The sequence below is a fragment of the Burkholderia sp. KL41 genome (genome assembly GCF_057005415.2).
The window spans coordinates 3398022-3412050 of the sequence record NZ_CM174447.1 but is presented as its reverse complement, the minus strand read 5'-3'; the positions used below and the strand labels follow the sequence as shown (position 1 = coordinate 3412050).

14 protein-coding genes are annotated in these 14029 nt (G+C 67.1%); 5 read left to right on the top strand and 9 right to left on the bottom strand.

The window, feature by feature from the left end; genetic code table 11:
• Nucleotides 1-45: 45 nt before the first annotated feature.
• Nucleotides 46-819: an AraC family transcriptional regulator gene (locus tag PQB87_RS32725; RefSeq protein WP_489243329.1), complete on the bottom strand. Its 774-nt coding sequence runs from the start codon at nt 817-819 to the stop codon at nt 46-48.
• A gap of 98 nt (nt 820-917) precedes the next feature.
• On the opposite strand from PQB87_RS32725, the gene PQB87_RS32720 reads away from it, so the two are divergent.
• From PQB87_RS32720 to PQB87_RS32705, 4 genes are all read left to right on the top strand, one after another.
• On the top strand, nt 918-2438 hold the full coding sequence (locus tag PQB87_RS32720) for an efflux transporter outer membrane subunit (protein WP_489243328.1): 1521 nt from the start codon (nt 918-920) through the stop codon (nt 2436-2438).
• Between the two features lie 47 nt (nt 2439-2485).
• Nucleotides 2486-3604, top strand: a complete 1119-nt coding sequence (locus PQB87_RS32715) for an HlyD family secretion protein (RefSeq protein ID WP_059587090.1) — start codon at nt 2486-2488, stop codon at nt 3602-3604.
• Nucleotides 3601-5193: a DHA2 family efflux MFS transporter permease subunit gene (locus tag PQB87_RS32710; RefSeq protein WP_489243327.1), complete on the top strand. Its 1593-nt coding sequence runs from the start codon at nt 3601-3603 to the stop codon at nt 5191-5193. The genes PQB87_RS32715 and PQB87_RS32710 overlap by 4 nt, the downstream gene beginning before the upstream one ends.
• Nucleotides 5194-5452: 259 nt before the next feature.
• Complete coding sequence (locus PQB87_RS32705) at nt 5453-5857, top strand: hypothetical protein (RefSeq protein ID WP_021160608.1); 405 nt, start codon at nt 5453-5455, stop codon at nt 5855-5857.
• A 172-nt stretch (nt 5858-6029) separates the two neighbouring features.
• On the opposite strand, the gene PQB87_RS32700 is transcribed toward PQB87_RS32705, so the two are convergent.
• The 5 genes from PQB87_RS32700 to PQB87_RS32680 all read right to left on the bottom strand — a co-directional run bounded on the left by PQB87_RS32700 (nt 6030) and on the right by PQB87_RS32680 (nt 10617).
• Nucleotides 6030-6350, bottom strand: a complete 321-nt coding sequence (locus PQB87_RS32700; RefSeq protein WP_489243326.1) for a helix-turn-helix domain-containing protein — start codon at nt 6348-6350, stop codon at nt 6030-6032.
• A complete protein-coding gene (locus PQB87_RS32695; RefSeq protein WP_489243325.1) occupies nt 6347-6628 on the bottom strand; it encodes a SymE family type I addiction module toxin in 282 nt (93 codons plus the stop codon). Before PQB87_RS32695 ends, PQB87_RS32700 begins: the two co-directional genes overlap by 4 nt.
• Nucleotides 6629-7204: 576 nt before the next feature.
• Nucleotides 7205-8014 (bottom strand): TlpA family protein disulfide reductase, encoded by an 810-nt coding sequence (locus PQB87_RS32690; RefSeq protein WP_489243324.1) that lies wholly within the window; start codon nt 8012-8014, stop codon nt 7205-7207.
• 749 nt (nt 8015-8763) lie between these two features.
• Nucleotides 8764-9351 (bottom strand): DUF4410 domain-containing protein, encoded by a 588-nt coding sequence (locus tag PQB87_RS32685; protein WP_059621180.1) that lies wholly within the window; start codon nt 9349-9351, stop codon nt 8764-8766.
• Between the two features lie 258 nt (nt 9352-9609).
• A complete protein-coding gene (locus PQB87_RS32680; protein ID WP_111938548.1) occupies nt 9610-10617 on the bottom strand; it encodes a hypothetical protein in 1008 nt (335 codons plus the stop codon).
• Between the two features lie 188 nt (nt 10618-10805).
• On the opposite strand from PQB87_RS32680, the gene PQB87_RS32675 reads away from it, so the two are divergent.
• The gene (locus PQB87_RS32675; protein WP_111938547.1) at nt 10806-11531 is read left to right on the top strand and encodes a class I SAM-dependent methyltransferase; all 726 of its coding nucleotides are present in this window, start codon (nt 10806-10808) and stop codon (nt 11529-11531) included.
• 42 nt (nt 11532-11573) lie between these two features.
• On the opposite strand, the gene PQB87_RS32670 is transcribed toward PQB87_RS32675, so the two are convergent.
• The 3 genes from PQB87_RS32670 to PQB87_RS32660 all read right to left on the bottom strand — a co-directional run bounded on the left by PQB87_RS32670 (nt 11574) and on the right by PQB87_RS32660 (nt 13977).
• Complete coding sequence (locus PQB87_RS32670) at nt 11574-12917, bottom strand: type II toxin-antitoxin system HipA family toxin (RefSeq protein ID WP_111938546.1); 1344 nt, start codon at nt 12915-12917, stop codon at nt 11574-11576.
• A 2-nt stretch (nt 12918-12919) separates the two neighbouring features.
• On the bottom strand, nt 12920-13183 hold the full coding sequence (locus PQB87_RS32665; protein WP_042975682.1) for a helix-turn-helix domain-containing protein: 264 nt from the start codon (nt 13181-13183) through the stop codon (nt 12920-12922).
• A 317-nt stretch (nt 13184-13500) separates the two neighbouring features.
• Nucleotides 13501-13977 (bottom strand): GNAT family N-acetyltransferase, encoded by a 477-nt coding sequence (locus PQB87_RS32660; protein WP_059684973.1) that lies wholly within the window; start codon nt 13975-13977, stop codon nt 13501-13503.
• Between the last annotated feature and the right edge of the window lie 52 nt (nt 13978-14029).

Below are 14029 nucleotides of genomic sequence, written 5' to 3'. Positions count from 1 at the left end.
CGCACGCGCGGCAGCGCTCGATCGTCGCGAAACGGACAGCGCCGCTTATCGGCGCCGGAAGTATTCGCTCGGCGGCACGCCGAGCGCCTTGCGGAACATCGCCGCGAACGCGCTCGGGCTGTCGTAGCCGTGCTCGAGCGCGAGTTCGAGGATCGGCGTGCCGGCCGCGAGGCGCGGCAGGCTCAGCAGCAATCGCGCATGGCGGCACCATGCGCCGTGCGTCATGCCCGTCTCGCGCTTGAACGTGCGTGCGAGCGTGCGCTCGTTCATGTGCGCATCGCGCGCCCACGACTGCAGCGTGACGGCCACCGACGGGTCGTTGATCAGATGCGTGCACAGCGCGGCGAGTGCCGGATGGCGCGGCATCGGCACATGCAGCGACAGCAGCGGCGCGATTTCGATTTCGTCGAGGATCAGCGCGAGCACGCGTCCCGCGCGATGCGAAAGGTCGTAGTCGGCCGGCAGTTCGCACGCGGTCACGATCAGTTCGCGCAGCAACGTGCCGACCTCGATCACGCGGCACTCGCCCGGCAGGCTCGGCCGCACTTCGCGCGCGACGAACACCGAGCGCATCTGCACGTCGCCGGCCATCCGGATCTCGTGCTGCGTGCCCGCCGGCACCCACACCGCGCGCCCGGTCGGCACGACCCAGCTGCCGGCATCCGCATGCACGAGCATCACGCCGGAGATCGCGTGAATCAGCTGGCCGTGCCGGTGCGAATGCGGCGGATACAGGACACCGGACGCCGCGTCGGACACGGCGACCGCGATCTGCTTGTGCTTTTCCTTGCGCTCGAGCGCGCTGAAAAATGGGTCCACTTGTCCTTTTCTCGACGACGAATGCGCTTTGCGCGCGAGATCGACTGAATGTGCCGAAATTACCATAGGCCCATCGTTTGTTCGACTGCCACTGCACGATGCGCGCCTCCTTCCTTGCTTCGCTTTCCTTCGATTTACCCGTTGCCGCCTCGTCTTGCGCGCCGCGCATTGCCGCCACGCTGCTGAGCGCGGCGATGCTTGGCGCATGCTCCGTCGGCGAGCCGTATCGCCCGCCGTCGATCGATGCGGCACATCGCGCGCCGTTCGATGCCGCCGTCGATGCGCCCGTCGCGCCGGGCGGCGCGTTGCCCGATCGCTGGTGGCAACTGTTCGACGATCCGGCGCTGGACGCACTCGTGCGCGAAGCGCTCGCGCAAAACCGCGATCTCGCGGTGGCCGCGGCACGCGTCGCGCGTGCGCGCGCCGTGCTCGACGAAGCGGGTGCCGCGCGATTGCCCGATACGACGGCCGGCTTCGGTGTCGACTACGGCAAGCACGCGCCCGACCAGATCGTCGCGAGCGCGAAGGGCACGGATGCGCATACGCGCCGGGGATTCGCGCCGTCGTTCGCGCTGTCGTGGGAGGTCGATCTGTGGGGGCGTGTCGGCCATCTCGTCGATGCCGCGCGCGCCGATTCGGAGGCCGTGCAGGCGGCAGCGGATGCGATGCGCGTCGCGGTGGCCGCCGAGACGACGGCCGCCTACGCGCAGGCGTGCGCATACGGCGAGCGGATCGACGTGGCCGAGCGTTCGGTCGCGATCGCCGACCGCCTCGCCGCGCTGACCGCACGGCAGCGCACGCACGGTCTCGTGTCCGATCTGGAAGTCGCGCGATCGCGCGCGTTCGCCGACGATACGCGTGCCGAACTGCCGACGCTGACTGGCGCGCGCCGCGCCGCGTTGTATGAGCTGGCGGTGCTGACCGGGCACGCGCCCGGCGCGATTCCCGATGCGGCCGCGCGCTGCCATGCGACGCCGGCGCTGGCGCGGCCGTTTCCGGTCGGCGATGGCGCCGCGCTGCTTCGGCGCCGGCCCGACCTGCGCGAAAGCGAGCGCAGGCTCGCCGCGTCGAACGCGCGGATCGGTGCCGCCACGGCCGAGCTGTATCCGTCGATCGTGCTCGGCGGGTCGGTGAACTGGCTGTCGACGACCGGCGATCCGTCGTCGCTCGGCGACAAGTACGCGATCGCTTGGGGCGTCGGGCCGCTGATTACCTGGCGCTTTCCGAATCTCGCGGCGAGCCGCGCGCAGCTCGCGCAGGCCCGCGCGGACGATGCCGCCGCACGCGCGTCGTTCGACGCGCAGGTGCTGCGCGCGCTGAAGGAAACCGAACAGGCGCTCGCGCGATATGGTGCCGAGTGGCGCCGCAAGGCCGCGCTCGAAACCGCGCGCGCCGAACACGCGCGCGCTTTCCGGCTCGCGGAACTGAACTACGACGCGGGCGCGCTGGATTTTCTCGGCGTGCTCGACGCGCAGCGCAGCCTCGTCGCGGTCGATGCGGCACTGGCCGCGTCGACGCAGCAGGTCGCGCTCGATCAGGTTGCCGTCTTCAAGGCACTGGGGGGCGGCTGGCAGCGTCAGGGCCAGCGCAAGCCCGTTATTGACGTGAACGGGCCCTGACCGGCCGTTCGTGAATCCGCACGCACTCAACCCTTCCGATTCCGATCATGAGCACCACAGCCGTACCCGAGAAATCCGCCCGTTTCGCGCGGCGCCACTGGATCGCCGCCGGCGCCTTCATCACCGTCATCGTGCTGGCCGGTTTCGGCTGGCGCTGGTGGACGGTCGGCCGCTTCATCGAACACACCGACGATGCATACGTGCGCGCCGACATCGTGACCGTCAGCCCGCGGGTGGCCGGTTATGTCGCAAGCGTGGCCGTCGACGACAACCAGCCCGTGAAGCGCGGCGACGTGCTCGTCACGCTCGACGATCGCGACTATCGCGCGAAGCTCGACGACGCGCAGGCGGCCGTTGCCGCCGCCGATGCGACGTTGCAGGCCGAGGAAGCCGCGGCCGCGACGCTCGACGCGCAGGTCGGCCAGCAGCGCAGCGTGATCGAGCAGGCGCAGGCCGACGCGGCCGCCGCGCGTGCCGAGGCGACCCGACGCGACGCGGATGCGGCGCGCTACAAGCAGTTGCTCGCCGAATCGGCCGCCAGCGGGCAGCGCTGGGAACAGGCGCACGCCGATGCGCTGAAGGCGCGCGCGGAACTGGCGCGCGCCGGTGCGGCCGTGCGCGCGCAGGACGACCAGCAGACGGTGTTGCGCCGGCGCCGTGCGCAAAGCGCGGCCGCGATCGAGCAGGCGCGTGCGCGGCTCGCGGCGTCGCGCGCGAAGCTCGCGCTGGCGCAACTCGATCTCGAGCACACGGTGATCCGCGCGACCCGCGACGGCACGATCGGCCAGCGGGCGGTGCGCGCGGGCCAGTACGTCGAGGTCGGGATGCCGTTGCTCGCGGTCGTGCCGCTGCGCGACGTGTACGTCGTCGCGAACTTCAAGGAGACGCAGCTCGGCGCGATGCGCGACGGGCAGCCGGTCGAGATCGACGTCGATACCTACTCGGGCCGCACGCTGCACGGCCGCGTGCTGGGGCTCGCCCCGGGCTCGGGTGCCGAATTCGCGCTGCTGCCGCCCGACAACGCGACCGGCAACTTCACGAAGATCGTGCAGCGCGTACCCGTGAAGATCCGCCTCGATGCGCCGCCGCCGGGCCTCGTGCTGAGGCCCGGCATGTCGGTGATCGCGCGCGTCGATACGCGCGGCGCACCGGGAGCCGGATCGTGACGGCCGCGGCATCGCGGGCCGCGCAGGCCGCGCAAGATGAATCCGTCTCGCTGCGCGCGTGGGTCGCGGTGCTCGGCGGCGTGTTCGGCTGTTTCATGGCGGGGATGAACGTGCACGTGACGAACGCGTCGCTGCCCGACATCCGCGGGTCGCTGGGCGCGAGCTTCGAGGAAGGCTCGTGGATCTCGACCGCGTACCTCGTTGCCGAGATCGTCGTGATTCCGCTCACCGGCTGGCTCGTGCAGGTGTTCTCCGCGCGCCGCGTGCTGCTCGTCGGCGCAACGGGGTTCCTCGCGTTCTCGATCGCGTGCTCGGTCGCGCCGACCATTTCGACGATGATCGTCGCGCGCGCGCTGCAGGGCGCGTTCGGCGGCGTGCTGATTCCGCTGTCGTTCCAGCTGATCGTCACCGAGCTGCCACCGTCGAAGCATCCGCTCGGGATGGCGCTGTTCGCGGTCGCGAACAACGTCGCGCAGGCGGCCGGGCCGTCGCTCGGCGGCTGGCTTACCGACATGTATTCGTGGCGCTGGATCTTCTATCTGCAGATTCCGCCTGCGATCGCGCTGATCGCGGCGATCGCGTGGGCGATCCGCCCGGTGCCCGTGCAGTTGGCGAAGCTGCGGCAGGCCGACTGGTTCGGGATCGCGACGATGGCGATCGGCTTGAGCGCGCTGCAGATCGTGCTGGAGGAGGGCGGGCGCAAGGACTGGTTCGCGTCCGACCTGATCGTCGAGCTGTCGATCGTCGCGGTGGCGGGGCTCGTCGCGTTCGTCGCGATCGAGCTGCGGCGCGAGGCGCCGTTCATCAACCTGCGGCTGCTCGGCCGCTACAACTTCGGGATCGCGAGCCTGATGCAGTTCCTGTTCGGCGCGGTGGTGTTCGGTGTCGTGTTTCTCGTGCCGAACTACTTCGCGGAGCTGCACGGCTACAGCGCGCGCGACATCGGCCTCGCGATGATCCCGTACGGGCTCGTGCAGTTCGTGATGTCGTTCCTGACGCCGCCGCTGATGCGCCGCACGAGCCCGCGCGCGACGATCGTGCTCGGCTTCGTGCTCGTCGCGGCCGGCTGCCTGATGAACATCCACCTGACCGCCGACGCCGCATCGAACGTGATCGTGCCGTCGCTCGTCGTGCGCGGGATCGGGCAGTCGCTCGTGGTGATCGCGCTGTCGGTGATGGCCGTCGACGGGATCGAGAAGGCGCAGCTCGGTTCGGCGTCCGGCGTGTTCAACATGGTGCGCAACGTCGGCGGTGCGATCGGCATCGCGGTGGCGAGCCAGGTCGTCGTCGAGCGGCAGAAGCTGCATGCGATGCGGATCGGCGAGGCCGTTTCGCCGTTCTCGGAAGCGTTTCAGGAGCGGATGGCGATGCTGGTGCGGTTGCTGTCGCGTGTGCATGTGCCGCGTGCCGATGCGTTGCCGGGTTCGGCGATCGGCGGCGTGCACGAGCTGGCGCTCGCGCTCGTGAACCAGCGCGTGATGCGTGAGGCGCTGTTGATGGCGTACAGCGATACGTTCCTGATCGCGGGTGTTGCGATGGCGGGATGTACGGCGGCGGCGTTCCTGTTGAAGGGGAAAAGGAAAGCGTGATGGGGACGGACGCCCGATATCGAAGCCTGACATACCTGACAGGCGAAGAATTCCTGCAATGGGCGTATCGTTCACCCGGCGCAGGCGGGACGACCGGCCTGCGGCCGATATCGTGAGCCAGGCCGGCGCATGTCGCCGGCCTGTCGTTCGTGGTGGCCACGGACGCCCGGGTCGCGCAGATTCGCGCGTCAGCCCCTCCTCTCCGTGGTCCTTGTCCATTCAATCGGCCCTTTGTCGGGCCCATCGCGAGGAAAGCGTCATGACGAAACCCGATTCCCTGAAAGGCGACATCAAGGAGCAAGCCCAGGAAGCCGATCGCCACAACCTGGCGCGCCCCGCCGTGAACGGCGCATTGTGGGCGCGCGGATTGACGACGCAGCGGGTGGCCGACCTGTTCAGGACGCAGCGGGGCCTGCCGGGGCACTGGATGCAGGTTCAGAACGAGGTCAACGCCGGGAACCGCTATTTCTATGGTGTCCAGAACGGCCACCAGACGACCGACGAAGGCAAGGAACTGATCCGCTGGATCGCCGATGCGGTGATCAGCGCCGCGCAGCGCGCGGAGTTCGATTTTCCGCTGCAGCAGCTTCAATTTACGGCCGACACGGGCTGGTTGAAGCTGCAGCGCGTGTCGGGGCGTGTGATGGTGTTGTCGCGGCCCTGACCGTCAGGTCCGGCGCATCGTCGGAACGCGGGGCGACGGGGGCGCGGCCGAGCCGATGTGCCGAGGATGATTGCTGCGAGCCGGCACTGTGCGTCCCCCCGCTCGCCCGTGACGGGCATCCGGCGGCGGCCGGGCCCGGCCGCTACACCCCCTTCGTTCATTTCGCCGACGGTCAGACCGAAACCATGATGCCTGCCGAATGCGGTGGCCCCGCAGGCCGCACCACGATTTCCACCTGTTGACCCAGCGACACCAGCGTCTGCATCAGCAGTTCCAGCGAGACGTTCCGGAGCATTTCGCGTTGCTCGGGCGTGACGACCGGCCGGGCCATCTCCGCGAGCGCCGCCGCCTCGTCTTCGCTCAGGCCGCGCGAGACGGTCAGTGCGTTGATCTTCAATACGAGCGCGGATTTGGCCGACAGCGCTCCCGCGTCATCGAGGCCGAAGTCGGCCGGCAAGGTGTCGGCACGTTGTCGAGAGTCGTTGCGATTCATTGCGCGCCTCCCGTGATCACCGTGAACGTCGGCCGCGGCCGGCCTGTTGCGCGATCGGCATCCCGGCCGAAATCGTCGCCGGGCCCGTCTTCGATCGGCGTGACCACCAGCCGCTTGTGCATCACCTCGATCTGCAAGCGCTGGCCGGGTTCGAAACCCGCTGCATCGATCCAGCGGCCGGACAGTTTCATCCACAGATGGAGGGCTGGCGGTGCCGTGTCGGCGAGCCTGAGATGTGGAACGATGCGGCGAGTCTGAAAAGACGTGCGAGCGGGCACGGAACAATCGTGAAAGCGAACCGGTGCGTTATGATTCCCGTCAGCCATGACTGACTCCTGTACAGAGTGGGTTGTGGTCAGCGGCCCGCGCGTGGTAGTGCACTCGCGGGCCGCGCTCGTTTACGCAGTGGATTTCGATCGACACCTCGTCACATGGTTGGCATGACGAAATGAAATGACCTTCCACGCGAAAACGTGCAATTACTCTAGCCGAGATCGGCCGGCATCAGGTGTCGGTCCGGAGCGTCTTCGTCCGCACTGATGGATGCCCCGATGTCTTGCAGGCTTGCTGCGAAACGCTTCCCCGGCGATTGCGCCGGCGGGCCGTGTCGTCACTTTATTGACGATATGTCAGAAAACGTGTCGGTCGAATGCTCCGATCCGCCCGCCACACGTCGCACGAGGATGTCATCGGCGTCGTGCAGGTGCCGTCCGAACTTGCGCGGGAAGCCGCCGTGCTTTCCGCAACGGCGGCCGCGCATCATGCGTGAAGCGCGTCCATCTGCCGGCGCGCGCTCGCCGCGGTCGAGGCGCGGATGTGATGCAGCGATGCCGCGGCTGTTCGGCCGACGCGCGTTACTGGCCGAAGCGGTCCGCGACGGCGTCCTTCAGCCGCGCGGCGGTGATCTCGCCCATGTGCGATTCGACGAGATTGCCTTTCGCGTCGAAGAAGAGCGTCGTCGGCAGCCCGCGCGAACCATAGGTCTGCATCGCGTGCAGTGTGCGATCGAGCAGCACGTGATCGAACCGCAGCCCCTTCTGTTCGAGGAACGCGCGCACCGCTTGCGCGTCTTCGCCCTGGTTGACCATCAGCACCGTCATCCCCGGATGATCCAGCTGCGCTTGCGCGAGGATCGGCATTTCGCGCTGGCACGGCGGGCACCACGTGGCCCACAGGTTCACGACGACCGGCTTGCCCGCGAAGCGTTGCACAGGCACCGGCGTGGCGTCGAGCGCTTCGAGCCGCAACGCGGCAAGCGGTGGCGCGCCGTGCTGCAACGTTGCGAGCGTGCCCTGCGCGATGCCCCACGCGGCGAGGCCCGCGAGCATGCCGGCCATCACCGGGCGACGCAGCGCGGGCAGGCGGCGCAGGCGCCAGCCCGCGAACACGATCCCGGCCGCGAGGCCGATGCGCCAGTCGAAGCCGCCGTCGCCGAGCGCGACGATCGCGCGCGGCGCGGCGGCGTACTCGTGCCACCACTGCGCGACGTAGCCGATGCGCGCGGCGATCAGCCCGAGCAGCAAGGTATCGAGGATCAGGCTCGATGCGGTCTTGTGCTGGCCGTCCGGCGCGCGGCGCTGGATGAAACGGGCGACGAGCCACGCGAGCAGCGCGGCGACGGCCACCGCGACGACGCGGATCGAGAAGGGACCGATGCTTAACATGAGAAGGAAAGGGGCGACTTGATCGAGCGGGGGCAGGAGGACGATGATCGGCCGATGAACGCGTTGCGGTCAACGGTCGTGATGCGATTCGACATGGCCCGATGCGTGCGGGTTCCCGGCGCGGCGCGTGCATAGTCAGGATGCCGTCATTTTCCGGTAAGCGTGCAGTCATTCGGGCTGGTCTGATGATCGGTTGCGAATCGCTCATCGACAACGCGGTCGCCGGTCCGGCGTGGTGTCCGCCGGTGTCTCGAAAGGGATCTCTGCCTGACGGTCGGCTCCCCCGAGCGGCTGCATTCCCATCGCTTCACATGCGATCGTGTATGCGTTGTGGTGGCAGATGGGCACGGCCGCGATCCGATTCATGCAGGCTGATTCGACGAAACGGGATCGTCGCCGGATTCGGGCACCGGGCATTCACTCGCGCACGGCGTGGTGCCAGGTTGGTGGCAGGCACAGGGTTCCGATGGAGGCAACACACGTGAACCGTCGTTGCTGGTCGGCCGACCGATGGCTGAGTATTTGCGCAAGCGTGGCTTGCGACCGTATTCAGGAATTCGGCGATGGAGTCATGCCGCGCGCGGGAGCGCGGTGAGAGGCGGGGCATGCCCGGTGACTGGTGGGGCAGGCTGAAAGGCTCCCCGGTCGACGACGATCGTTGCGTGCGACATCCGCATCGTCGCCGGCGGATGAGCGCGATCGCAGCCGCCCGGCGGGCCGCGCATCCGCGGCCGGCCGGGCGTCGGGCATTACTGCGTCTTCGTCTGCGTGGCGTTCGCCTGTTGCGCGCCGGTTGCCGGTTCGAGCGTCGTCAGCGTCTGCTCGGTGAACTTCTCGTACAGCCAGCTCATGCGCGTATCGTCCATGCCGCCGGCGATGCCGCCGAGCGCGTACGAAGCCGATACCTTGAAGCGGTCGATCTGATGATTGTCGGCGTCGAGCAGCGTCACGGTGCCGTCGACGTGATCGTTGCCCGCCATGAAGCCGAACATGACGGCCGAGAAGCTCGAGCGCACGCGAATGCCGTTGACTTCGACGTTCAGGTGCATTGCATCGGTCGAATCCGCTTTTGCCAGCAGCTTGCGTGCATCCAGCGCGCTTTCGATTTTTTCCTGCAGTTTCTTCGCGTCGAACTTCAGGTTGTCTTTCAACGCTTCCTGCGCGGTATTGTCGAGCGTGACCTTCACGACCACGGGTTTCGTGCCGAATTTCATCGTCGATGCAGTCACGGCGGCCCCCGCCGGATCGCTGGCGTCGCGTGTCACGCTGCTGGCGCAGCCCGACAGGAAGCCGATCGTCACCAATGCCAGAGCGGCATGACGGAATACAGATTTCATGATTTGGTCTTTTTAGTTCGGGTTATTTGAGATGGCTCTATGGCCGGGCGCGAATCTAGCACAGGGCGATCCGGTTCAAATGGTCGAATAGATCGAACATTCCGTTTGATCCGGATTCGTCGCGGCCTTCGGCGCCGATGCAGACATGCGCCGCTCACGTGACGGGCGATGACGGCGCGCGGCTCACCGGAACGACGGGTTCCACGCGCAAGCGGGAGGCCGGCTTTCGCCGTGGCCGCACCGGCTATGTGCCCGTCGTCACGGGTTGTTACCCGGCGCCGCCCCGCCGAGCCGATATGCCGTGAAGAACTCGTACCACGGCGAACCTTCCGCGACCGGCACGTCAAGTGCCGCGGTCCGCCGCTTCAACGCGCCGAACACGTCGTTGATACGCGCGGCCTGCCCCGCATCGTTGAACGGATAGGGCCGTGCCCGGCCGGCCGCGAACGCACCATATGCAATCGCGAGCAGGCGTGCGCTGTCGTCGGTCGACGCGATCGATCCGTTGATCGCTTCGGCGAGGCGCGGCCGGTCTTCTGCGCGTGATCCGGACAGGCACAGGAACACGATCGCCGACAGTTCGTGCAGGTCCTTCACACGCAGCAGCGCCGGCAGCCGCGCGACGATTCGCTCGACCGGCTCGTCGCGCAGTGCGTCGCCGAAGTCGAGCACGGCGATCATCGGGTTCGTGTCCGCTGTCAGGCGATCGAGCGCCGACGGTGCGGCCGACGTGCTGGCGTCACCCGGCGACTCTGCCGGCGCAGACCGCAACGCATCGGCCACCTGCCGCGTCCATTCCGGAAAGATCATCCGCACGTTGCCGAACTGCTCGCCGCCTTCCGCCGCCGGATTCCATCGATACACGATCGTGCCGCCGCGAATGAACGGCGAATACAGGTGTTCGGGCGTTTGCGGCAGCGGCCGCCGGTTGATCGGCAGCCAGGCGAGCGTCAGCCAGTCGTAGCGGCCGGTGGCGGGCACGGCAGGGCTCGAACTCGCGACGACCTGCCACGTGCCGCGATTCGCATAGCGACGGCGCGCGTCGGGCACCGGGACGGTCTTCCCTTTCGCTGTGTCGAAGTACGTCGCGCCGGTCACGTTCGTGCCGCTGTCCGCGGCCGGCGTGATGATGGAGATGACCCACGACACGCCGTCCGCCGAACGGTAGTCGGACGGCTTCAGCGTCGCGACGTCGTGCACCATGCGCGTTTCCGCCGCGACGGGGCTCGGGGGCAGATTGGCGGGCGCGGCCAGGATGCTCGGCATGGGGTGTCCTCGGAATCGGGTGCGTATCGCCGGGCGGGGGCGACGCGGCGCGGATTGTTTTATGTCACTGTAGAACGTTGCCGCCGGAAACGGAAACCGGCCGCGCGGCGGAGCCTGGTCGCGCGTTCCGCCGCATCGGCTTACCATGCGCATCCTGAGCCAACGACGCACACCGGGCGGGAGCGCGCATGACCGACACGAAAGCCATCACCGAACACTGGACACAGGTCGCCGACCAATGGATCGGCTGGGCCGGCAAGCCCGGGCACGATGCGTTCTGGAAATACCGCGCGGGGCTCGCGGCCTATATCGGCCGCGACACCGGCCGCGCGCTGGAGATCGGCTGCGGCGAAGGCCGCGTGAGCCGCGAGCTGAAGGCGCTCGGCTACGACGTGACCGCGACCGACGTGGTGCCCGCGATGCTCGACGCCGCCCGGCGCGCGGATTCCGCGCATCGCTACGAGCTGGCCGACGCGGCGTCGCTGCCGTTCGACGCGGCCAGCTTCGATCTCGTGATGGCGTACAACGTGCTGATGGATCTCGACGACATGCAGCGCGCGTTGAACGAGGCGCGCCGCGTGCTGAAGCCGGGCGGGCTGCTGTTCATCTCGCTCGTGCATCCGTTTCGCGATCGCGGCGGCTTCGCGGGGCCGCAACCCGATGCGCCGTTCGTGCTGAAGGGCAGCTATTTCGGGCGCGAGCACTTCGACGGCGTGGAAACGCGCGACGGGCTGTCGATGCATTTCGCGGGCTGGTCGCTGCCGCTGCAGGCGTATATGGAAGCACTGGAGGCGGCCGGGTTCGCGATCGTGTCGCTGCGCGAGCCGCCGCCCGATCAGGCCGATACGGATCAACTGAAGCAATGGGCGCGCGTGCCGCTGTTTCTGTGGATCAAGGCGCGGCCGGTGGGGTGAGCGCGACCCGGACGTGTGTCGGTGGGCTGAACTGGGCGGGTGTCAGTTGTCCTTGCCGTGATTGGCCAGCAATTCCGAGCGACCAATGACCTCTCTCGCGTTGTCGGCCTTGTCGGCATCCGAGAAACCGGCGGCCTCGATGATTGGCGTGAGCGCTTTGAGTGCGACCTGCGGTTTGGTGCTGCGAAGCGATCCCATCCCTTCGTTCCATGCATGCAGCATCTGTTTGGCGATCCACCGCCACCGCGTCTCGTTTTTTGCTGCTTCGACGATATCTTTCCCTGTCGATACGGCGGAGTCGCACAGCGCTTCGACCATTTCGCGGTATTGCCTTGGCGGGATGCCGAGGCGCGTGTTGAAAAAGCGCTCCAGCGTTTTCCCCGGAGCCCACGTTTTTCGACCTTCGATGCTCAGCCCTGGCGGGTTGTTTGCAAAGCGCGGATAAGCCTCCGTGGTGACGATGTCATAGGCGGGTGTGTAGATGACGTCGTCGATGTTCGAGTAGATGAGTGCGATGTTCTTCGCGTGACAGTCCGCGTTGCGCACGACGTAGTTGGTGATGAGTTGCCAGCCGAGTTGCTCGGCCTCTCGTCGCCAATTGGCGGGGCCGATGTAGGGCTTCGTTGCGTTGAGGACCTGTTCGGTCGACGGGCGGTACTTCTCATGCGGAGGCAGGCCAAGCAGGCTGCAAGCGTCTTCGAGGCCAAGGGCTGGTTTGCCTTGTTCGTCGATGTCGAACCGGTCGACGACGAGCACACGGCCGTCGTCCGACATCGTGGTCTTCGCTACTCGTGCGACCCCGAGTCTTGCCAGCACCTGCATCGAGTAATGCTCGTTGAAACCGAGATAGGGCGTTTGCTCGTCGGATCCCTTGACGATGTGCCGGCTCGTGCGTAGCGTTTGCTTGCCTACGGGTGCCTGGCCTGACCGGAGTTCAGGCGCAAGGAATTTGGGTACGGCGCCTGAAATGGCGGCGCGAGCGTAATACCGCACGAGTTCCGCAAAGCGGGCGGTCGTGATGTCTTCGTGCAGCAGGCTCTTCAGGTCGAGCGGGTCGAGCTCGCCGCCAGGGGGGCCGCCTTCGGGTGTGACTGTTACCTGGCCGATACCGGAGCCGCCGATGATGGCCAGGAGCGAGAGGTCGGTTCCGTCGAGATAAGGGCCGAACTCTTCGCGAATCACTTGAAAGAGAAACCCTTCGGGCAGGTTCTGCCGGAAGAAGGGATGCAGGTCGCGAGGCCAGACCCAGGCATCTTCGCGAACGGGCATGGTCAGGCTGGCAAAGTCGGCGTCGAGGGCGTCTGCGGTGTAGCGCAACGCATAGTCGTCCGCTTGGCGGTAGAGGTGAGCAACGAGTTTGCCTTTGACATACACGTGGAGGCGCATGGTCACGTATCTCCCATCGTGCGCTGTTCGGCCAGCACGTCATCGAGCGTGCGCCCGTGTCCGCGCTTCACGACGCGCAGGTCGTAGCCGGCGGCCTCAAGGAGGCGGACGAGCGCAGATACGCTCATGTCGCCTCGTGCAAGTGTCTCCATGCGTGCGAGCGTCGTGCGTGCGACACCGGCGTGCTCAGCCAGCTCACTCTGAGAAAGTCCCGCCGCGTGGCGGGCATCCCTCAGCATTTCTCCCACATCGGCCAATGTTGTCATTTGTAGCCCCAAGGCATCAGAAAGCGCCAAACCGGCTTTAATTGTAGCCCTTCTGCTACAAAATGGCATGCAGGGATTGTAGCCTCAGGGATACAAAAATGGATGTAACCGGAGATTTTGTGTCTCGAGGGCTACCAAGCTGCCGAGGTAACCGCGACTGTGATCGATCGTGGCATTCATCGTGGCATTCAATCGGGCGGGCTTGTCCAGGGGCTGACGCTGGTTGGTGTTCCTGCATTCAGCGCGTTGAAGAAAGGGGCGCGCATGCCGTCGTCTTCGCGGGGCAAGGTGGCAGATGAGCGCCCGGCCGCGCGTACTCAGCGCAACAACTCCTTCCGGTAGAGCACCGCTCCCGGCTTTTCCGCGACGGTGTCGTAGAGGCGCATCGCCGTGTGGTTCGATTCGTGTGTCTGCCAGGACACGCGTTCGGCGCGATGCGCACGCGCGGTGTCGTACACGGCTTCGATCAGCGCGCGGCCGACGCCCTTGCCGCGCTCGCTGTCGAGCGTGAACAGGTCCTGCAGGTAGCAGACCGGCCCGGCGTGCGTCGTGCTGCGGTGATACAGGAAGTGCACGAGCCCGACGAGCTTGCCGTCACGTTCCGCGACGAAAGCATGGACGGGCTCGTAGCCGTCGAAGAAGCGCGACCACGTGAGCTGCGTGATGCGCAGCGGCAGGGCCGTATCGTCGAAGCGGCCGTAGAAGCGGTTATAGCCGTCCCATAGCGGCAGCCACTGGTCGTAGTCGTTTTCAGTGACCGCGCGTACGGTCAGTCCTGTGTCGTCGGCATTCATGTTGTTGGCGAACCTTTCGATGAGAAGGGCGCGCGCCGCCGGTCCGGCCGGC

Bases quoted from the DNA above. Each gene is read 5' to 3' on its own strand.
- PQB87_RS32720 (WP_489243328.1), top strand. From the start codon at position 918: ATGCGCGCCTCCTTCCTTGCTTCGCTTTCCTTCGATTTACCCGTTGCC.
- PQB87_RS32715 (WP_059587090.1), top strand. From the start codon at position 2,486: ATGAGCACCACAGCCGTACCCGAGAAATCCGCCCGTTTCGCGCGGCGC.
- PQB87_RS32705 (WP_021160608.1), top strand. From the start codon at position 5,453: ATGACGAAACCCGATTCCCTGAAAGGCGACATCAAGGAGCAAGCCCAG.
- PQB87_RS32700 (WP_489243326.1), bottom strand. From the start codon at position 6,350: ATGAATCGCAACGACTCTCGACAACGTGCCGACACCTTGCCGGCCGAC.
- PQB87_RS32690 (WP_489243324.1), bottom strand. From the start codon at position 8,014: ATGTTAAGCATCGGTCCCTTCTCGATCCGCGTCGTCGCGGTGGCCGTC.
- PQB87_RS32685 (WP_059621180.1), bottom strand. From the start codon at position 9,351: ATGAAATCTGTATTCCGTCATGCCGCTCTGGCATTGGTGACGATCGGC.
- PQB87_RS32680 (WP_111938548.1), bottom strand. From the start codon at position 10,617: ATGCCGAGCATCCTGGCCGCGCCCGCCAATCTGCCCCCGAGCCCCGTC.
- PQB87_RS32675 (WP_111938547.1), top strand. From the start codon at position 10,806: ATGACCGACACGAAAGCCATCACCGAACACTGGACACAGGTCGCCGAC.
- PQB87_RS32670 (WP_111938546.1), bottom strand. From the start codon at position 12,917: ATGCGCCTCCACGTGTATGTCAAAGGCAAACTCGTTGCTCACCTCTAC.
- PQB87_RS32665 (WP_042975682.1), bottom strand. From the start codon at position 13,183: ATGACAACATTGGCCGATGTGGGAGAAATGCTGAGGGATGCCCGCCAC.
- PQB87_RS32660 (WP_059684973.1), bottom strand. From the start codon at position 13,977: ATGAATGCCGACGACACAGGACTGACCGTACGCGCGGTCACTGAAAAC.